The 18777-nt window shown below is 68.9% G+C and carries 17 protein-coding genes, 1 pseudogene and 1 riboswitch; of the genes and pseudogenes, 7 read left to right on the top strand and 11 right to left on the bottom strand.

The window, feature by feature from the left end; translation table 11 throughout:
• Positions 1 to 71 precede the first annotated feature (71 nt).
• On the top strand, positions 72 to 1487 hold the full coding sequence (locus JOE30_RS08915) for an MDR family MFS transporter (RefSeq protein WP_307806110.1): 1416 nt from the start codon (positions 72 to 74) through the stop codon (positions 1485 to 1487).
• On the opposite strand, the gene JOE30_RS08910 is transcribed toward JOE30_RS08915, so the two are convergent.
• The 7 genes from JOE30_RS08910 to purD all read right to left on the bottom strand — a co-directional run bounded on the left by JOE30_RS08910 (position 1484) and on the right by purD (position 10461).
• The gene (locus JOE30_RS08910; RefSeq protein ID WP_204866164.1) at positions 1484 to 2401 is read right to left on the bottom strand and encodes a siderophore-interacting protein; all 918 of its coding nucleotides are present in this window, start codon (positions 2399 to 2401) and stop codon (positions 1484 to 1486) included. The genes JOE30_RS08915 and JOE30_RS08910 overlap by 4 nt on opposite strands.
• A gap of 134 nt (positions 2402 to 2535) precedes the next feature.
• Positions 2536 to 4257, bottom strand: a complete 1722-nt coding sequence (locus tag JOE30_RS21275) for a DUF4012 domain-containing protein (protein ID WP_204866163.1) — start codon at positions 4255 to 4257, stop codon at positions 2536 to 2538.
• Positions 4258 to 4401: 144 nt separating this feature from the next.
• The gene (locus JOE30_RS08900; RefSeq protein ID WP_204866161.1) at positions 4402 to 5724 is read right to left on the bottom strand and encodes a UDP-glucose/GDP-mannose dehydrogenase family protein; all 1323 of its coding nucleotides are present in this window, start codon (positions 5722 to 5724) and stop codon (positions 4402 to 4404) included.
• 67 nt (positions 5725 to 5791) lie between these two features.
• Positions 5792 to 7213, bottom strand: a complete 1422-nt coding sequence (gene purB, locus JOE30_RS08895) for an adenylosuccinate lyase (RefSeq protein WP_204866159.1) — start codon at positions 7211 to 7213, stop codon at positions 5792 to 5794.
• Between the two features lie 99 nt (positions 7214 to 7312).
• Positions 7313 to 7957 carry a TetR/AcrR family transcriptional regulator gene (locus JOE30_RS08890; protein ID WP_027504321.1) on the bottom strand — a complete coding sequence of 215 codons (645 nt, stop codon included), beginning with the start codon at positions 7955 to 7957 and terminating at the stop codon, positions 7313 to 7315.
• A gap of 87 nt (positions 7958 to 8044) precedes the next feature.
• Positions 8045 to 9199 (bottom strand): pyridoxal phosphate-dependent aminotransferase, encoded by a 1155-nt coding sequence (locus JOE30_RS08885; RefSeq protein WP_204866158.1) that lies wholly within the window; start codon positions 9197 to 9199, stop codon positions 8045 to 8047.
• A 2-nt stretch (positions 9200 to 9201) separates the two neighbouring features.
• Positions 9202 to 10461, bottom strand: coding sequence for a phosphoribosylamine--glycine ligase (purD, locus tag JOE30_RS08880; RefSeq protein WP_204866156.1), 1260 nt, complete (start codon positions 10459 to 10461; stop codon positions 9202 to 9204).
• Positions 10462 to 10563: 102 nt separating this feature from the next.
• On the opposite strand from purD, the gene JOE30_RS08875 reads away from it, so the two are divergent.
• The 3 genes from JOE30_RS08875 to JOE30_RS08865 all read left to right on the top strand — a co-directional run bounded on the left by JOE30_RS08875 (position 10564) and on the right by JOE30_RS08865 (position 12818).
• The gene (locus JOE30_RS08875) at positions 10564 to 11661 is read left to right on the top strand and encodes a serine hydrolase (RefSeq protein WP_239532327.1); all 1098 of its coding nucleotides are present in this window, start codon (positions 10564 to 10566) and stop codon (positions 11659 to 11661) included.
• Positions 11658 to 12113: an ArsR/SmtB family transcription factor gene (locus JOE30_RS08870; RefSeq protein ID WP_371831661.1), complete on the top strand. Its 456-nt coding sequence runs from the start codon at positions 11658 to 11660 to the stop codon at positions 12111 to 12113. Before JOE30_RS08875 ends, JOE30_RS08870 begins: the two co-directional genes overlap by 4 nt.
• Before the next feature lie 276 nt (positions 12114 to 12389).
• Complete coding sequence (locus JOE30_RS08865) at positions 12390 to 12818, top strand: HIT family protein (RefSeq protein ID WP_204866152.1); 429 nt, start codon at positions 12390 to 12392, stop codon at positions 12816 to 12818.
• Between the two features lie 4 nt (positions 12819 to 12822).
• Here the strand turns inward: JOE30_RS08865 and JOE30_RS08860 are convergent, their stop codons facing one another.
• Positions 12823 to 13677: a LysR family transcriptional regulator ArgP gene (locus tag JOE30_RS08860; protein WP_204866150.1), complete on the bottom strand. Its 855-nt coding sequence runs from the start codon at positions 13675 to 13677 to the stop codon at positions 12823 to 12825.
• 76 nt (positions 13678 to 13753) lie between these two features.
• On the opposite strand from JOE30_RS08860, the pseudogene JOE30_RS08855 reads away from it, so the two are divergent.
• Positions 13754 to 14287 (top strand): annotated as a pseudogene (locus tag JOE30_RS08855) (LysE/ArgO family amino acid transporter); the annotation flags it as partial.
• On the opposite strand, the gene JOE30_RS08850 reads toward JOE30_RS08855, so the two are convergent.
• Entirely contained in the window at positions 14177 to 15793 is a 1617-nt protein-coding gene (locus JOE30_RS08850) for a HAMP domain-containing sensor histidine kinase (protein WP_307806109.1), read from the bottom strand. The pseudogene JOE30_RS08855 and the gene JOE30_RS08850 sit on opposite strands and share 111 nt — an antisense overlap.
• Positions 15790 to 16506 (bottom strand): response regulator transcription factor, encoded by a 717-nt coding sequence (locus JOE30_RS08845; RefSeq protein ID WP_204866146.1) that lies wholly within the window; start codon positions 16504 to 16506, stop codon positions 15790 to 15792. The genes JOE30_RS08850 and JOE30_RS08845 overlap by 4 nt, the downstream gene beginning before the upstream one ends.
• A 120-nt stretch (positions 16507 to 16626) precedes the next feature.
• A riboswitch (guanidine-III (ykkC-III) riboswitch) is annotated at positions 16627 to 16688 on the top strand.
• Between the two features lie 15 nt (positions 16689 to 16703).
• Here JOE30_RS08845 and JOE30_RS08840 point away from each other — a divergent pair.
• Both JOE30_RS08840 and JOE30_RS08835 read left to right on the top strand, forming a co-directional pair.
• The gene (locus tag JOE30_RS08840) at positions 16704 to 17018 is read left to right on the top strand and encodes a multidrug efflux SMR transporter (protein ID WP_027504331.1); all 315 of its coding nucleotides are present in this window, start codon (positions 16704 to 16706) and stop codon (positions 17016 to 17018) included.
• 164 nt (positions 17019 to 17182) lie between these two features.
• Positions 17183 to 18055 (top strand): ABC transporter, encoded by an 873-nt coding sequence (locus tag JOE30_RS08835; protein WP_204866145.1) that lies wholly within the window; start codon positions 17183 to 17185, stop codon positions 18053 to 18055.
• Positions 18056 to 18067: 12 nt separating this feature from the next.
• Here the strand turns inward: JOE30_RS08835 and JOE30_RS08830 are convergent, their stop codons facing one another.
• Positions 18068 to 18772: a dienelactone hydrolase family protein gene (locus JOE30_RS08830; protein ID WP_204866144.1), complete on the bottom strand. Its 705-nt coding sequence runs from the start codon at positions 18770 to 18772 to the stop codon at positions 18068 to 18070.
• Between the last annotated feature and the right edge of the window lie 5 nt (positions 18773 to 18777).

Raw genomic sequence — 18777 nt, 5'->3', positions numbered from 1 at the left:
CGCGGTGGTGGCGGTGTCTGGCAGTGTTCGGAGGGACCCTCGATACCGAGGCGAACGAAGGAGTGTGGCGGGTGACGACGACGGACAGGGTGCAGGTCGGATTCCGGTCCGAACGGGGCCCGATCCTGGCGGCGCTGATGCTCTGCAACTCGCTCGTCGCCCTCGACTCGACGATCATCGCCACGTCCGTCCTCACCATCGTCGACGACCTGGGCGGCTTCTCCCAGTTCCCGTGGCTCTTCTCGATCTACCTGCTCGCACAGGCCGTCACCGTGCCGGTCTACGGCAAGCTGGCGGATCTCTTCGGCCGCAAGCGCCTCGTCCTGTTCGGCATCGCCGTCTTCGCATTCGGCTCGGTGCTGTGCGGAATCGCCTGGAGCATGCCCGCCCTCATCGTCGCCCGGGCGATCCAGGGCATCGGCGCGGGCGCGATCCAACCGATGGTGCAGACGATCGCCGGCGACATCTACACCGTGCGTGAGCGCGCGAAGGCGCAGGGCTATCTGGCCAGCGTGTGGGCGATGTCGTCCATCGTGGGTCCCAGCCTCGGCGGCATCTTCTCCGAGTTCCTCTCGTGGCGCTGGATCTTCTTCGTCAACATCCCGCTGTGCCTGGTCGCAGCAGTGATGCTGATCCGCAAGTTCGACGAGACGGCGAGGCCGGCGACGCGGCAGAGCATCGACTACGTCGGCGCCGCGCTGCTCACCGTCGGCGCGGGCGCCCTCATCCTCGGACTGCTCGAGGGTGGTCAGTCGTGGGCGTGGACGTCGGGAGCGAGTGTCGCCGTCTTCGCCGTCGGAGTGGCCGGGCTCGCCGCCTTCGTGTTCGTCGAGAGACGCGTCGCGTCCCCCGTGCTGCCACTGTGGGTGCTGACGCGACGCGTCCTGGTCGCCACGAGCGCCGTGGGCGCCGTCATCGGCGCCGTCGTGCTCACGCTCACCACGTACGTCCCGACGTTCGTCCAGGGCGTACTGGGGCTGAGCGCACTGGCGGGCGGCTTCACCCTCGCACCGCTCCTGCTGTCGTGGCCGCTGATGTCGTCACAGTCCGGCCGGGTGTATCTGCGCATCGGGTTCCGGCGCACCGCGGTCATCGGTGGGTCGATCGTCACGGCCGGTTCGCTGCTCACGCTCGGATGGACCACGACGTCGTCGGTGTGGGAGATCTGCGCCGGGTGCCTCGTGATCGGAGCCGGGATGGGGCTGATCGCGGGCCCTGCGCTCATCGCGGCGCAGTCGAGTGTCGACTGGTCCGAGCGCGGAGTGGTCACCTCCACCAACACGTTCGCCCGCAACCTCGGCAGCGCCGTCGGCATCGCGGTGTGCGGGGCCATCGTCAATGCCACCGTCGGGGACGACGCATCGCCGGCCGAGCTCGGCGACGGTCTGCACATCGTGTTCTACACGGTGATCGGCGGAGCGGTCCTGCTGCTGATCGCCGCGCTCGCGATGCCCGGTGGCCGTATCGCCGATCCCGAGAAGAGCTAGAGGCCGACGCGCTCGAGGAGTGCCTCGAACTCCTCCTGCGCCTGCGCCTCCGACTTGCCCTCGCGCAGAGCGCGCTTGTAGCCCGCGAGCGCCATGGCCTCGTACCGCTTGTAGGAGGCCAGCCACTCCTCGGCCCGCTCGCGCCAGTATCCGATGACCGAGCACTCACGGGTGCTCATGCCCCACTGCTTGCGCACGTGGGAGCGCACCGCGCGGGACGCGCCCGCCTCACCGGCGAACCACACGTATCCGGTGCCCGCGGGACGCTCGTACGACGCCACCGCATCGGGGAGAACACTCGGCATCACACCGTTGCCGGTACCCACGCGCCAGTCGACGGTGACGTCCGCCGCCGTGTCGAACGACTGGATGTCGGCGGGGTCGAGGACCTCGAGCACGACGTGGGTCCGCAGCCGGGCCGGCGCCTGTTCCAGTGCTCGGGCGATGGCCGGCAGACCCGTCTGGTCCGCCACGAGCAGTTGCCACGCGGCGTCCTCGGGACACCGGTACCAGGAGCGGGGGCGCGAGAGGACGACGCTGTGTCCCGGGCGCGCCAGCCGCGCCCAGTTGGACGCGACCCCGCTCTCGTGCAGGACGAAGTCGATGGTCAGCGTGTCGTCGTCGCGCGTGCGGACGGTGTAGTTGCGGCACTCCGGACGCGTTGCCGCGTCGTGGTAGCCCCACACGCCCTTGCAGCAGGTCATCGGCGGCAGGACGTCGTCGACGGCGGCCGGGAAAAAGACGGTGACGCACTCGTCCGGTGCATCGAGGCCGACATACCGTTCCACCCACGGGCCACCGAGGACGATGCGCACCATGCTGGGCGAGATCGCGGTCGCGGACAGCACCGACGCCGGATAGAAGCCCGGCTCGGCATCGAGCGTCGCGGCGTCGAGTTCGAACGCTGTCGACATCGGACCTCCTCGCCTGCGGCACGCTCGTGTGAACGAGCGACTGTAAGGCCAGCCTAACCATGCCCGAGGAGGGTGCGCAATGGGGCCGGTCACAGACAGCTGTGACCACAGCGTCTCGACCTCACGAGGTCGTGTCAGGACCCCGAGCAGTCCGGTACGTCGACCGTCGCGGTACCGGGAATCGTCGCGGGCTGGAGCGGCACCCGCGCAGCACCCGGCGCGGTGGGCTCGACGAGGTCGAGGACGAGGGTCTTGGTCTGCCCCGGCTCGACGACGAACGGCGTGTAGAAGATCGGGTGCCCCCGTTCCTGCCCGGTGAGCACGAACACCTGCTGCCCGTCTATCGACGCCTTCGTCAGCGTCGACCCCGCGGTCGTGAAGACGGACACCACCGAACGATTGGTTCCGGGCGGACCCTCGTACGCGGTCGTCTCGTTCTGACGTCCGGCGATGTACCTCGGGTAGTCCTGCGGCGGAGCCGTGTTGGTCACGGAGGCGGTGATCTGCGTCGTCCGCGTGTCCCCCACGCACGAGGACGCGGTATAGGTGATGTCACGCTCGAGGTAGTAATCGAGCTTGCCGCCGGCGCCGTTGTTGACGACCAGCGCGGCGTACGGTGCGGGGTCGTCCGGCACCTCGTGCGCGATCTTGGTTCCGGACAGCACACTCTGGATCGCGGGGTCCGCGCTCCAGACGGCGGTGTGGCCCTCGCTGACTCCACGTCCGATGGCATCGAGAAGCCCCGCAGCATCGTTGATCTTGCCCTCCACCTTGGAGAAGACGCGGGCGGCGATCTGCTGCAGGTAGTCCTTGCGCGCGAGGTTGTCGTCGGCGAAGCGGAAGTACGCCTCCGACTGCGTCAGATTCACCACGTTGTCCGAGGTGACCTGCTCGCCGTCGGCGAGAGTCACCGGACCCACCACCCCGAGGATGTAACTCAGTGCCACCGGATCGGTGGCCAGCACACCGTCGACGGACTGGCCGGACTCCTGCTGCCAGATCGATCGGAGGATCTCTCCCGTATAGGGGAAGTGCGGGCTGACGTTCGCGTTCTGCCAGTTGGCCGTCGCGTTGTACTGGTTGCCGTAAGCCTTGGCGAAGTCGGGACCCAGGTCGATCGGGTCGTAGCGGGCACTGAGCTCGCTGTTCTTCGCGAGCGCGTCGAGCGAGATCTTGCCCCGATCCGCGTCGATGATGGCAAAGCCACCCATGAGCCCGCCGGTACCGCGCGACTCGGCATTGGTCTGGAACGCCAGGAAATAGCTCTTGGGTGAGTTCTCGCCGAGCATGTCCGGAAGGATCTTCGACGCCAGGCTGGTGTTGGTGAGCAGCCCGGACAGATCGTCCAACTGCGCTTTCAGTGAATCGCCGGCGTCGGTGACCTGCGGCAGATAACTGTCGGTGTCGATCGACTCGGCACGCTGGTTCAGTGCCGTCGCCGAGGCGGACACCTGCTCGAGTGTCGGTGATGCCTCACGGAGTGCGCCCAGATCGATCGTGCCGTCGTCGGCGCGCAGTTCACTCGGGTTCAGCACCGCACCCACATCGACGGCGGGCTGAAGAACCTGCGTCGTGAGGTCGTGGACGAGTCCGGTGAGGGGCCCCACGACGTCGAGCGGCGAGCCGAGACCCGGGATCGCGGCGACGGCCTTCCAGATGGGCGACTCCGTGGCGTCCAGCGCATCCGTCGACGCGGAGGTCGCATCGGCGACGTGCCCGCGTCCTGCCTCCGCGTCGCCGGCGAGAATCGCCGTCCGAGCGGCGAGAGCATCGTCACGCGCCGAGCTGAGTCCCTTGTACGCGGTGAAGACCGTCCAACCGAACCAGGCGATCAGCGCCAGGAGGACGACGGCCACGATCCAGACCCACCGTGGGACTCGTCGTCGTCGTGCCGTCGCGGTTGCACCGAGCTCATTCGACACGACAATCCTCTGCTCGTTTTCGGGCCGACATTCGGCAGGAGTGTATCAATGGCGTCGACCACCGTCGTTTCGTCGGACTCAAGGCCGTCCGAGACCGCGATAGTGCCACCCGGCAGAACGCCACACATTCACGTCGAGGCAATTGCGTCCGTCGATGATTCTGCGTTCCCGCACCACGCCCTCCAGATCGGCGGGAACCAGCTCGCGGAATTCCCGCCACTCGGTGAGCACGAGTACCACGTCCGCCTTCGCACACGCCTCCAACGCAGAGCTCGCGTACCCCAGCGTGGGGAACAGCGCGCGCGAGTTGTTGTTGGCCTTCGGGTCGTACACGGTCACACCGGCACCCTGAAGTTGCAGTTGCCCAGCGACATTGAGAGCCGGCGAATCGCGGACGTCGTCGGAATCGGGCTTGAAGGCGGCACCGAGCACCGCCACCTGCACCCCCAGCAGGGTGCCGACAGTGTCACGGACGACGTCGACCATGCCCGTACGGCGACGCATGTTGATGTTGTCGACCTCGCGCAGGAAAGTCAGCGCCTGATCGGCTCCCAACTCGCCGGCACGGGCCATGAATGCGCGAATGTCCTTGGGCAGGCAACCGCCACCGAAACCGATCCCGGCGTTGAGAAATTTGCGTCCGATTCGATCGTCGTGACCGATTGCGTCGGCCAGCACGGTGATATCGGCGCCTGCCGCGTCGCAGACCTCGGAAATAGCGTTGATGAAGGAGATCTTCGTCGCGAGAAATGCGTTGGCCGAGGTCTTGACCAATTCGGCGGTGGCCAGATCGGTGACGATGAAGGGGATTCCCTCGGCGAGCAGGGGCGCGTAGACCTCACGCGCGACCTCTTCCGCACGCCGAGGGCGGTTCCGGTCGACCCCGAGCACCAGCCGGTCCGGGTGCAGCGTGTCCTCCACGGCGTGACCCTCACGCAGGAACTCCGGGTTCCACGCCACCTCGAGGTCCTCGCCGGCCGGTGAGAGCGTGTGGGCCATCGTGCCCAGCCGCTCCGCCGTGCCCACGGGGACCGTGGACTTGCCGAAGAGGACAGCCGGTCCGGTGATCAGCGGTGCGAGGTTCTCCACCACGGAGTTCACGTACGTCACGTCAGCGGCGTACTCGCCCTTCTTCTGCGGCGTGCCCACCGCGAGGAAGAAGATGTCACCGAACGCTGCAGCGTCCGCATACGACGCGGTGAAGCGCAGGCGGCCCGCCGCGATGTTGCGCTGCAACACCTCCTCGAGGCCGGGCTCCCAGAAGGGCACCTCCCCCGCCTCGAGCTTGGCCAGCTTGCTCGGGTCGACATCGACCCCGAGGACGTCGTGTCCGATCTCGGCCATGCACGCAGCGTGCGTGGCGCCCAGGTAACCCGTTCCGATGACGACAACTTTGCTCACATGACGAACCGTAGGGTCTGACGGCCGTCACTTCCACCGGGAGACCGCCCCGTCGTCACAGTTCACATCACAGAATCGGAGCCGGTGTGTACCGGGCCGCCTCCGGGTTCGCGTCGACCAGTTTCTGCACCGCGGCGACGACCGCGGCGACCTGCGCGTGCGCGGCGCCGATGAAGGCCGAACGATCCGCCAGAGCCGTGTCGAGTGCCGCGCGGTCGAGCGGCAACCGCTCGTCCGCCGCGAGTCGGTCGAGGAGGTCCGGCTCCCTGCCCTGCTCCCGCATCGCGAGAGCGACGGCCACGGCATGCTCCTTGATGGCCTCGTGGGCGGTCTCACGACCGACTCCCGCACGTACGGCGGCCATGAGTACCTTGGTCGTCGCCAGGAAGGGCAGATAGCGATCGAGCTCGCGGGCGATCACCGCGGGATAGGCACCGAACTCCGCGAGCACGGTCAGGAAGGTCTCCATCATTCCGTCGATGGCGAAGAAGGCGTCCGGCAGCGCGACACGACGCACGACGGAGCAGAAGACATCCCCCTCGTTCCACTGCGCGCCGGCCAGCTCCGCGGCCATCGACCCGTAGCCGCGCAGGATCACCTGCAGGCCGTTGACGCGTTCGCAGGACCGGGTGTTCATCTTGTGCGGCATGGCCGACGAACCCACCTGACCCGGCTGGAAACCCTCGGTGACCAGCTCGTGTCCGGCCATCAGTCGCACCGTGTGGGCGAGGGAGGACTGCGCCGCACCCACCTGCACCAGCGCAGACACCACGTCGTGGTCGAGGGAACGTGGGTAGACCTGGCCGACACTGGTGAAGACGTGGGCGAATCCCAGATGCTGCGCCACCGCGCGTTCGAGGGTCTCGAGCTTGTCGGCATCGCCGCCGAGGAGATCGAGCATGTCCTGGGCCGTCCCCATCGGACCCTTGATGCCGCGCAGCGGGTACCGGTCGATCAGCTCCCGGAGCCGGGTCGACGCCACCATCAGCTCGTCGGCGGCCGACGCGAACCGCTTGCCCAGCGTCGTTGCCTGCGCCGCGACGTTGTGGCTGCGGCCGGCCATGACCACCTCGGTGTACTCGGCCGCGCGCTCGGCCAGACGCGCAGCGACAGCCACGCCGTGCCCGTACACGTGTTCCATCGACCGCAGGATCTGCAGCTGCTCGACGTTCTCCGTCAGATCACGGCTGGTCAGTCCCTTGTGCACGTGCTCGTGGCCGGCGAGGGCGTTGAACTCCTCGATCCGCGCCTTCACGTCGTGACGAGTGACCCGCTCGCGATCCGCGATCGACTCGAGATCGACCCGGTCTGCCACGCGCTCGTAGTCCGCGATGGCCTCCGCCGGAACGTCGACACCGAGATCGGCCTGCGCTCGCAACACGGCGATCCACAGCTGACGCTCGAGCACGATCTTGTGCTCGGGTGACCACAGACGGGCCATGTCGGGACTGGCGTAACGGTGGGCGAGGACATTCGGGATACGGCTCACGAGCCGCCACTTTACGGTCCTCCCAACCTTCTGTTACTGCGCGACCGTCCTCCGGACTCCGCCTTCACTGCGCGATCGTCCTCCGGACTTCGCCTTCTGTCACTGCGCGACCGTCCTCCGGACTTCTCGCGACAACGGCGCATGACGGTCCACCGCATCCAGCAGGACGTCCCGCACGCGGGACCGCAGGTCCGCCCCGTTCTCCCCCAACGCTCCCATCACGACGCCGTCGACGAGAGCCAGGAGCGGGCGGACGTGGTCACGGTCTGTGGGCCGACCCGCGGCGGACAGCACATCGGACAGCATGTCCTCCAGCTCACCGCGCAGCCGACAGTGCAGTTCCTGCAACTGCGGATGCCGCGCCGCGGCCAACACCCGCTCGTAGCGCGCCACCATCAGGTCCCGCCGGACCTCGTCGCCGTCGTCCGGACCCACGAGCAGGTCGACCACCAGGTCCACCGTGTCCGCGGTGTCCAACGCGGCCGGTGCGAACGCGGTCATCCGGTCGCGGATCATCGCGATCTCGCGGACCCCGTTCAGCTCCGCGGCGTGCGTGACGAGGTCGTCCAGGGAATCGAAGTAGTAGGTAGTCGACGCCAGCGGAAGCCTGGCCCTCGCCGCAACGCTCCGGTGCCGCACGGCGTCGTACCCTCCGGCCAGCAGAAGATCCGCTGCGGCCGAGATGAGGGCCTCGCGCCGACGCCGACCCTTGGGCGTCGAGCGGGGAGCGGAGCCGGTCGACATGCGTACACATGCTGCCACCGGCGCTTCTCCCCCGTGCGCCTTTTGCGTATCCCTGAATGCGCACACGGCGCACGGGGGCGCAGCCCACTACCGCAGTCGCGGGGTGAGCCGGCGCAGCGCCTCGGTGATGTCCTCGGTCGTGCCGGCGAAGGAGAAGCGGACGGTGTGGTGACCGTGCACCGTGTCGAAGTCCGCACCCGGGACGACGGCCACGCCGGTCTCGTTCAGGATGTCGGCGCACCATCGGAACGAGTCGTCCGTCAGGTGCCCGATCTCGGCGTACGCGTAGAAGGCGCCGTCCGCGGGCGCGAGCCGGGTGATGCCGGCCTCACGGAGACCGCCGAGCAGTTCTTCGCGGTTGCGGGCGTAGCGCCGCACGTGGCCGTCCAACTCGGCGAGGGACTCGTCCGTGAAGGCGGCGACCGCGGCGAGCTGCGAGACGGTCGGCGGGCACACGGTCATGTTCGAGGCCAGCCGCTGGACCGCTCGGGTCAGCGAACGCGGGAGCACCATCCAGCCGAGACGCCAGCCGGTCATGGAGAAGTACTTCGAGACCGACCCGATCGAGACGGCTCCGTCCGAGAACTCCCGAGCGCTCCGGCACTCGACGTCGCCGTAGGAGATGCCGTGATAGATCTCGTCGGAGATCAGCAGCGTGCCGTGCTCGTCGCACCACCGCGCGAGGGCGGCCAACTCGTCGGGATCGATGATCGTGCCGGTGGGGTTGGCGGGACTGGCGACGATCAGTCCCTTGGGCGGTTCGGGGAGCGCGTCGAGCATCGCAACCGTCGGCTGGAAGCGCACGTCCTCGCCGCAGTCCAGCTCGACCACGCGACAGCCCAACGCGGACAACGCATTGCGATACGCAGGATAACCGGGTCGCGCCATCACCACGGTGTCGCCGGCGTCGAACGCCGCGAGGAACAGCAACGTGAACGCACCCGACGACCCGGTGGTCACCACGACGTCCTCGGCCTCGAGGACGACCTGCGATCGCCTCGACAGGTAGGCGGCGATCGTCGACCTCAGCCGCGCGGTACCCAACGTCTCGGAGTAGCCGATCACGTCGTCGTCCAGTGCCGTGCGCATGGCAGCGAGGACCGGCCCGGGCGCACGCGTGGACGGCTGTCCGGCCGCGAGGGACACGACGTCGCCGTGAGTCTCCTGGCGGCGCGCCGCAGCCGCGAACACGTCCATGACGCGGAACGACTCGATACGCGAGCGCGCGGATTCCTCGACCATCGTCAGGAGGGGATCGAGATCCGGCCCTCGACGGCCGAGAGTCCGATGTCGGTGCGGAAGTGGCCGCCTGTCAACGACACTCGCGCCATGATGTCGTACGCCTCGGTGCGGGCGGCGGCGAGATCGTCCCCGGTGCCGACGACGCTGAGCACCCGGCCCCCGGCCGACACGAGGCCACCGTTCTTGCCGTGTGCCGTTCCCGCGTGCAGCACACCGGGAACGTCGGCGCCGGTGATGGCGTCGCCCGTCCGCGGTCGGCCGGGATAGTTCTCGGCGGCGAGCACGACGGTGACCGCCGAGCCCTTCTTCCACTGCAGCGGCGGCAGGTCCGCCAACGTTCCGGTGGACGCCGCGTACAGCGCAGCACCGAGCGGCGAGTCGAGCAGTGCGAGCACGGCTTGGGTCTCGGGATCGCCGAAGCGACAATTGAATTCGATGACGGCGGGGCCCTCACCGTCCACCGCGAGACCCGCGTAGAGCAGGCCGGTGAACGGGCAGCCCCGCGCCACCATCTCCGCGGCCACGGGTGCGACCACCTCGTCGACGATGCGCTGGACCATGGCGTCGGGCAACCACGGCAACGGTGTGTAGGCACCCATCCCGCCGGTGTTGGGCCCGGTGTCGCCGTCTCCGACGCGCTTGTGGTCCTGAGCGGGCAGGAGCGGCACCACGGTCTCGCCGTCGACGAGACAGAACAGCGACACCTCCGGGCCGGACAGGAACGACTCGAGCAACACGGGATGGCCGAGTTCGAGGAGCTCGGCGGCGTGAGCGCGCGCGGTGAGGCGGTCCTGCGTGACGACGACTCCCTTGCCCGCGGCCAGTCCGTCGTCCTTCACCACCCAGGTGGGCCCGAAGCGGTTGAGGGCGGCATCGAGGAGTGCCGGCGTGTCCACCACCTCGCTGGTCGCGGTGCGGACCCCTGCGGACTCCATGACGTCCTTCGCAAAGGCCTTGGAACCCTCGATCCGGGCGGCAGCGGCGGACGGACCGAAGCAGGCGATCCCCGCCTCGCGCACCGCCTCGGCGACGCCGAGCACCAGCGGTACCTCGGGGCCGATGACGACCAGATCGGCGCCGCGCTCACGAGCGAGCGACACGACGGCCTCCCCGGAGGCGACGTCGACGGGGTACGTCTGGGCGACTGCCTCGATGCCGGCATTGCCGGGGGCGCACATCACCGCGCTCACCTCGGGGTCCGCCGCCAGGGCGATCAGCAGGGCATGTTCACGGGCTCCGGAACCGATGACGAGTACTCGCACGAGAGCAGCGTACTGGCCACGACCCCTGGACCAGCGCACCCGTTCGCGCTACGGTAATTCCGGAATTACGGAATACCGAACGATGCGACTGGAGGAGAACCGATGATGCGCACTCTCACCGCCGTGACCGCGGCGTCGATCCTGGTGGCCGGGTGCTCGTCCGCAGCGCCGAGCCCGGCCGAGCCGACGTCCACCGCCACGTGCGCACCCGCTCCCGCGCCGGACATGACCACACCCGACGGCTGGATCGGCTTCGCCGCCGAACGCCCCGATGCGGTGTCCTTCGCCGTGGACGACGGACTCGGGCACACCGCGGAGCACGACGCGGACACGCCGCACCCCCTCGCCTCCGCCGTGAAGGTCGTGCACCTCGGTGCCTACGCCCGCGCCGTGGCCGACGGCACGCTGAACCCGGACGAACGCATCCCTGTCGCCGAATGGCAGCGGTGGTACGCACCCGGCACCGACGGCGGTGCCCACATCGCGGCCCTGAATCGCCTCGGCGTCGCGAACGACGGAACGTCGCCGACGGATCCGGCCGCGACGGTGCGGCTCGACGACATGGTCACCGCGATGGTGCGTGAGAGCGACAACGGAGTGCCCGACTACCTCCGGTACCGGCTAGGCGACGACGCGGTGCGGGACGCGGCCGAAGCGGGCGGGTGGAACGACTTCACACCACCCACCCTCGTCGGCGTCACGCTCGGCGCCCTCGACGCGACCGTCGACACGGACGATCTGTGGTCGCTCGCCCAGCGGTTCGCCTTCGATGCCGACTTTCGCGCGACGTACGGAACGACCGCGCGGCCGCGAGACGAGACGGAACTCCTCTCGTACTTCGATCGGTTCGGCCCGACCGGGACGGCCGCCGAGCTCGCGCGGTTCCACACCGCTGTCGCCGACGGTTCCTACGGCTCGGGAGTCGACACCGTCAGGCGCCACCTCGAATGGCAGGACCCGCCTGCGGACGCCGGGTTCGTGGCCATGGGGTTCAAGGGCGGGAACCTGCCCGGAGTCCTCACGCACGGCTTCGAGTTCCGCCGCGCGGACGGCGCCCCCGCCGTGGTGGTGTGGCTGAACCACGATCTGACAGCGGCCGAGTACGAGTCCGCGACGACGAACCTGACCCAGCACCAGTCGCTGCTCCTCGAGGCCGCGGCGGATCCGGCGACGGTGGGGCGGCTAGCCTGCATCTCGTGAGCGAGCTGGAGGCACGCGTCGCAGCCCTGGAGGCTCGGGTCGCGGCGCTCGAGGGGGACCCCCGACAGACGGCGACGTCCACCGGGGGCATCGTGTCCTACTCGGGTGACGTCTATCTGGCCGGCGACGTCACCTGGTCCATCGACTACTCCCCCGACGCCGTGCTCGACCTTCCCCCCGACCGGGCCGTCGAGGTGCTGGCGGCGCTCGGCCACCCCGTGAGACTCGCCGTGGTCCGAGCACTGTTGCGCGGTCCCGCGGTCGCCGCCGATCTGCAGGCGGCGGTGGGACTGTCGTCCGTCGGTCAGCTCTACCACCATCTCAAGACCCTCACGTCGGCGCGGATCGTCGAGCAGCACGGCCGGGGCGACTACCGGCTCGCCGCACGCACCGTCGTGCCCGCGCTGGTGCTGATGCTCGCCTCGGCCGACATCGCCGGAGAACTTCGCTGATGTGAGTTCCGGTGCAGTGAACCGTGGTGAGCACGGTTCACTGCACCGGATCCGGGTCAGGCGGTGAGGTCGCCGTGACCCACTCGCTGATCTCCGCCGAGGTACCGGACGCAGTGCCCCTCATACCGCCGCCCGCGATGAACCAGCCGGCCTTCCCGCTCCACCACTGAGTTGGTTGTCATGCACCGAACACTCGTGCGCCGCCCCGGGACCGACCCGGGGCGAACCCGGGAAGTACCCGGGAGCCGATGCGGAGCCGACGAATAGAGTCGGCCCATGGCATCCGTGTTCAGCGCAATCATCGCCGGCGACATCCCGGGCCGCTTCGTGTGGGAGGACGACGACGTCGTCGGGTTCCTCACCATCGCCCCGGTCACGCAGGGTCACACCCTGATCGTCCCGCGAGCCGAGATCGATCAGTGGCAGGACGTCGATCCGACGACCTTCGGATCGCTCACCTCGGTCGCTCAGACCGTCGGCAAGGCCGTCCGGTCGGCATTCGACGCCCCTCGGGCAGGCCTGCTGATCGCCGGTCTCGAGGTTCCGCACCTGCATCTGCACGTGTTCCCGGCCTTCGACATGGCGGACTTCGACATCTCCGGAGCCGACACCTCCCCGTCGCCCGAATCGCTGGACGAGGCGCAGGAGAAGATCGCCGCGGCGCTCACGGCGCTCGGCCACGGGCAGCACGTCCCCCGTCGCTGATCGGTCATCGGAGCACCGCCCGCGCGGCTCCGACGATCGCCGCGGCCACGGTGTCGAGCGCCGGGGACGACAGCGTCCACTGCTGCCAGTGGAGCGCCACGTCGATCACGGTGTCGTCGAGTTCGACGACGTCGAGTCCGCCGCGCTGCTGGTCCGGCAGCATGCCCCAGCCGAAGCCCAGATGCACGGCACGCGCGTACTCGGTGGACGACGGCACCAGATGCCGCGGCGGCACCGAAGCAGCGACGCCGTGTCGCGCGAGGTAGCGATCCTGCAGCGCGTCCTTCTCGTCGAACACCACGACGTGGGCTCGGGCCAGGGCGTCCGGGGTGACGCCGTCGCCCAGGAATCGAGTCACGAACGACGGAGACGCGCAGGGGCGGTACCGCATCGAGCCGAGCCTGGTCGAGGTACAGCCGCGGACAGGTGTGTCCACGGACGTGATCGCCGCCGTCACCGTTCCACCGCGGAGCAGTTCGGCGGTGTGGTCCTGATCCTCTCGATGGATGTCGAGGATCACGGAGCCCGCCAGTGACGCGAGGGCCGGCAACACCCACGTGGCCAGAGAATCCGAGTTGACGGCCAGCGACACCCGAGCGACGTCGTCCGCGGTGCGCAACTCCCGCACGGCGCCGTCGGTCAGGGTCTGGATCTGCCGGGCCAGTCGGAGCAGCACGACGCCGGACTCGGTCGGCATCACGGGCTTCGTGCGCGAGACGAGAACGGCACCGACCCGCAGTTCCAGCGCCTTGATGCGCTGACTCACCGCCGACGGTGTGATGTGCAGCGACCGCGCGGCCGCCTCGAACGTGCCGTCGTCGACGACTGCACGCAGGGCCTCGAGCTGGTCCGACTGCATGATGTGAAGCTACGCTCATCAGTCCTGAAAAACATGAGCTGGACTACATCATTCGAGTCGCCCTAGCGTTCCGGTCATGTCCTCCCTGTTCGTCGGCTTCGGTGTCGGCCTCTCCCTCATCGTCGCGATCGGCGCACAGAACGCCTTCGTTCTCCGCCAGGGCATCGCGCGACAGCACGTGCTCGCCGTCGTCCTGGTGTGCGCTCTGTCCGATGCGGTCCTCATCCTCGCGGGAGTCTCCGGCATCGGCGTGGTCGTCGAGACCTACCCGACGGCGGTCACCGTCGTCACGATCGCCGGCGCCGTCTTCCTCACCGTGTACGGACTCATGGCCTTTCGACGGGCACTGCGCCCGACGAGTCTGACCGTCGGCGGGAACGGAGCGAGTGTGTCGCTGCGGTCCGCGGTCCTCACCTGCCTGGCACTGACGTGGCTCAACCCGCACGTCTATCTCGACACCGTCGTCTTCCTCGGCTCCGTCGCCAATCGCGAGACCGGGTCAGCGCGCTGGTGGTTCGCCCTCGGCGCGACGCTGGGCAGCATCGTCTGGTTCACGGCCCTGGGATTCGGCGCGCGATTCATGACGCCGATCTTCGCCAGACCCGTCGCGTGGCGTGTGCTCGACGTCCTGATCGGTGTGGTCATGCTCCTCATCGCCGTCGTCCTGGTCGAGGGGCTCGTCTCCGGCTGACTCCACCCGTCCACCCGGACTCCGGCCTGCCCGGGGCAGCTCCACGCGGAACGTCGCACCCCGGCCGGGCGCGCTCGCCACCGAGACCCGACCGCCGTGGGCCGCGACCAGCGCGGACACGATCGACAGACCCAGACCACTCCCGCCGCTCTCTCTCGTGCGCGAACGATCCGCCCGATAGAACCGCTCGAAGACGCGCTCGGCATCGTCCTCGGTGAGTCCCGGCCCGGTGTCACGAACCTCCAGAACAGCTGTCTCACCGGCGGTTCCGACCGCCACCGTGATCGACGCCGTCGGCGGGGTGTGCCGGAGCGCGTTGCCCACCAGATTGCCGAGTACCTGACGCAGACGCGCATCGTCCCCGAGCACCTCCGGCACTCCGCTGCCCTCGAGCACCTGCAGACTCACGGCTCGTTCCGGGGCCGTGGCGGCAGCATCGTGCACCGCGTCCGCTGCGATCACGAGGAGGTCCACGGGGCTCCGTTCGAGCGGACGCTGGGCGTCCAGCCGCGCCAACATCAGCAGATCCTCGACGAGCAGACCCATCCGCGCCGACTCTCCCCCGATACGGGTCATCAGCAACTCGGTGTCGGTCATGGCCCCCTGCCGGTAGAGCTCGGCGAAGCCGCGGATCGTCGTCAGCGGGGTCCGGAGCTCGTGGGAGGCGTCGGCCACGAAACGGCGCATCCGGTCCTCCGACGCACGTGCGGCGTTCTCGGACGCCTCCGTCGCAGCGAAGGCGTGTTGGATCTGGGCGAGCATTCCGTTGAGTGCCGCGGACAGTCGCCCCACCTCGGTGCGCTCGTTCCACTCGGGAACGCGTCGATGCAGATCCCCGGACGCGATGGCCGCGGCCGTCACCTCCACCTCCTGCAGAGGCCGCAGGCTCCGGCGCACCAGGAAGTACGCGGCGACACCCAGCATCACCAGCACTGCGAGACCGATGGAGAGTTGCAGAGTCACGAGCCTGGAGACGATGGCCTCGTTGCCCGCCAGCGGAATCGCGACCGTCGTCTGGCCGTCCTCGTTCGAGACGGTCACCGTGCGCCACGATTCGTCGGGATCGCCGACCGATCCGACGGTGGTCGGCGTGATGGACAGGGCGCCGGTCAGATCGGGCTCCGCGTCTCCGAAGTCATTCACCAAGGTTCGAACGGTGCCGTCCGCCGCCACCGAGCGGACGTAGAAGGCCGCGGGCGGGCGTCGTGGATTCGCTTCTTCGGGAGGCGGTCCGATTCGGTCACTACGCGGCCTCGCCCAGCCGGACGCCCCTTCCATGAGCTGCTCGTCGACACGTTGGGTCAGCGTGTTCTGCAGTGCCGAGGTCACGGCCAGACCCGAACCGACGAGACCGAGGGCGACGAGAAGCAGCAGCACCGACACCAGGGTGACGCGGAGCGGGACGGCGCGTAGGTGCCGCTTCACCGTCGCGGTTCCCGCAGGACGTAGCCGACGCCTCGCAGTGTGTGGATCAGCCGGGGTTCCGTCGTGTCGACCTTCCTGCGCAGGTACGACACGTAGGACTCCACGACACCGACCTCACCTCCGAAGTCGTAGTGCCACACGTGGTCCAGGATCCGGGGCTTGGACAGCACCGTCCCGGAATTGACCATGAGGTAGCGCAGGAGCGTGAACTCCGTCGGGGACAACGAGACCGGTTCGCCCGCCTTCCACACCTCGTGGGTGTCGTCGTCGAGCTCGATGTCGGCGAACGTCAGGCGTGACGGCTGCGCCTCCGGACCGCGCACCGACCGGCGCAGGATCACGCGCAGGCGTGCCACCACTTCCTCCAGACTGAACGGCTTGGTGACGTAGTCGTCCGCACCCATGGTCAGACCGGTCACCTTGTCCTCCACCGAGTCCCGCGCCGTGAGGAACAGGACGGGTGCGTCGATGCCGTCGGCGCGCAGTCGTCGGAGCAGCCCGAAGCCGTCCATGTCCGGCATCATCACGTCCAGGATCAAGGCATCCGGCTTGAAGGTCCGGGCGACGTCCAGAGCTGCGGGCCCACCCAGCGCCGTGCGGACCTCGAAACCCTGGAACTTCAGACTGACCGACAACAGTTCGACGATGGTCGGCTCGTCGTCGACCACCAGCACCGTCGCTTCGGCGGTGGTCTGCGGTCGGGGAGTCGTCATGACGGAATTCTCGCTCACGAGTGCCACGGTGTCCGGCGTTGCTGGTTCCTGCCCGGGGTGTCGCTGTGAGGTTCCTGTGAGCCCTGATCCGGCGTCGTGTCCGCTTTGCTACCGTGGAGGACAGACTGCGACACAGACCCGGACGAGCGCACCGTACCCGGCCAGCGACAAGACGGTGCCAGGAGAGTCGACCACTCATGGCATGGATCATTCTGGTGTTGTCGGGCGTGTTCGAGGCCGTCTGGGCCACCGCACTGGGCAAGTCCGAGGGCTTCACGAAGCCCGTCGCCACCATCGTCTTCGGCACGGCGCTCGTCGTCAGCATGGGCGGCCTCGCCTTCGCCATGCGGACCATCCCGACCGGCACCGCCTACGCGGTGTGGGTGGGCATCGGCGCCTCGCTCACCGTCGTCTACGCGATGGTGTCCGGCACCGAGTCCGCGACGCCGATCCGCATCGCGCTCATCGCAGGGCTCGTCGGGTGCGTCATCGGACTCAAGCTCGCCCACTGACCGCGCCTCCGGCCGTCCCGTCCCGACCGGCCTCCGGCCTCCCCGCCGTCCCATCCCGACCGGCCTCCGGCCTCCCCGCCGTCCCATCCCGACCGGCCTCCGGCCTCCCCGCCGTCCCATCCCGACCGGCCTCCGGCCTCCCCGCCGCGGGTTAGAGTGACCCCATGAACTGGGTGTCCGCGGTCACACTGCCGGTGCGTGTCGGATTGGCCGTCGCCGAGTCGGCGGTCGGGGTGGCCGAGTCGGCTGTCGCGACCACCCGGATGGCGCTGGCCGCAGGCGCTTCCGGGTCATTCGACGCCATCACCCTGGCCAGTCCTCGGAGCGGCCCGCTGCAGCTTCTCGGGCAGTTGGCCGAGCTCACCTCCGACGACCGCGCACTGGGTCACGCGCTGCGGCCCGGCGGCCCGCTGGACCGACTGCTCGAGCCCGGCGGCGCCGTCGACCGGTTGACGAGCAAGGGCGGCACCCTCGATCGACTGCTCGAGCCCGGCGGTCCTCTCGAACGCATCCTGGCGGACGACGGCCCCCTCACCCGCGTCCTCGCGGAGGACGGTGCACTCGATCGCCTCCTCGCCGAGGGCGGTCTGCTCGATCGACTCACGGCTGTCGACGGACCCATCGAGCGCCTCACCGCGAAGGACGGCCCGGTCGAACTCCTGACCAAGGAGGGCGGCGTGATCGAGGCGCTGACCCGTGAGAACGGGGTCATCGACAACGCCCTCGCCAAGGGCGGGCTCGTCGAGACGCTGCTCGGTGAAGAAGGCGCGATCCAGCGGCTGACGGCACGCAACGGTCCACTGGATCAGCTCGTGACCGTCGCCGAGTCGCTCAGTTCGCTGGCGCCCAACCTCGAGCGCATGAGCGTCAGCGTGGAGATTCTGCAGGACACCGTGGACGTCCTCGCCGCTGCGGTGAACCCGCTCGGCGAGCTGGTGGGCAAGCTGCCCAGCCGCTGGGTCAAGAGTCGCGGCGCGGTCGAGCCCAAGACGGGTGAAGTTCGCGGGGCGCTGCAAGGTCCGGCCGTCGGCCGCTGAGCCTCGTGGGCGTCAGCGCGACCGGACGTGTTCACCGAAGAAGGTGAACACCCGGGCGAAGGCGTCCTCGGCCTGCTCGTGTTGATAGCCGAATCCGGTGACACGCATGACCAGAGCACCCGGACCCGATCCGAAGTTGTTCGCGAAACTGTGGCCGGCACCGGGATAGGTCACGACGTCGTGGGCAACACCTTTGTCCTGCAACACCTTCTCGAGCTTCGGGCCGGCGCCCGGCAGCATCGGATCTCGCTTGCCGAAACTCGCGACCATCGGACACGTGCCCTCGAGGGCCGACTCGATGTGACGGGGCAGGATGCCGTAGAAGGGCGCGCTCGCCTCGAACCCTCTGGGTGCCAGCGCCAGAGCGAAGCCTCCGCCCATGCAGAACCCGACGATGCCCACCGCGCCGGTGGTGTCGGCGCGCGCGGTGACGGTGTCGCGGCACGCCAGCAGGTCGTCCACCGCCCTGCCCGAGCGCGCGAGTAGCGACCGGAACACTCCTGTCACACACTTGGCGCGGCCACCGCGGGCGTAGAGATCCGGCACCAACGCGACATAGCCCTGGTCGGCGAAGCGCCGGGCGATGGACCTGATGTCGTCGGTCATGCCGAACACGTCGTGCACGATCACGACGGCGGGCCAGGGCCCTTCCCCTGCGGGGACCTCGAGTGTCGCCTCGATGCGATCGGTTCCGGTGTCGACCTCGATGACAGTCATACCGG

It is taken from the genome of Rhodococcus sp. PvP016 (genome assembly GCF_017832185.1).
Taxonomy (GTDB): domain Bacteria; phylum Actinomycetota; class Actinomycetes; order Mycobacteriales; family Mycobacteriaceae; genus Rhodococcoides.
The sequence above is the reverse complement of the archived record's forward strand: the minus strand, read 5'-3'. Positions and strand labels throughout refer to the sequence as shown.

What these genes read in the sequence shown, in the direction of transcription:
- JOE30_RS08910 (WP_204866164.1), bottom strand. Translation starts at nt 2,401, where the DNA reads ATGTCGACAGCGTTCGAACTCGACGCCGCGACGCTCGATGCCGAGCCG.
- JOE30_RS08890 (WP_027504321.1), bottom strand. Translation starts at nt 7,957, where the DNA reads ATGTCGACCGGCTCCGCTCCCCGCTCGACGCCCAAGGGTCGGCGTCGG.
- JOE30_RS08885 (WP_204866158.1), bottom strand. Translation starts at nt 9,199, where the DNA reads ATGGTCGAGGAATCCGCGCGCTCGCGTATCGAGTCGTTCCGCGTCATG.
- JOE30_RS08875 (WP_239532327.1), top strand. Translation starts at nt 10,564, where the DNA reads ATGATGCGCACTCTCACCGCCGTGACCGCGGCGTCGATCCTGGTGGCC.
- JOE30_RS08865 (WP_204866152.1), top strand. Translation starts at nt 12,390, where the DNA reads ATGGCATCCGTGTTCAGCGCAATCATCGCCGGCGACATCCCGGGCCGC.
- JOE30_RS08860 (WP_204866150.1), bottom strand. Translation starts at nt 13,677, where the DNA reads ATGCAGTCGGACCAGCTCGAGGCCCTGCGTGCAGTCGTCGACGACGGC.
- JOE30_RS08845 (WP_204866146.1), bottom strand. Translation starts at nt 16,506, where the DNA reads ATGACGACTCCCCGACCGCAGACCACCGCCGAAGCGACGGTGCTGGTG.
- JOE30_RS08840 (WP_027504331.1), top strand. Translation starts at nt 16,704, where the DNA reads ATGGCATGGATCATTCTGGTGTTGTCGGGCGTGTTCGAGGCCGTCTGG.
- JOE30_RS08835 (WP_204866145.1), top strand. Translation starts at nt 17,183, where the DNA reads ATGAACTGGGTGTCCGCGGTCACACTGCCGGTGCGTGTCGGATTGGCC.
- JOE30_RS08830 (WP_204866144.1), bottom strand. Translation starts at nt 18,772, where the DNA reads ATGACTGTCATCGAGGTCGACACCGGAACCGATCGCATCGAGGCGACA.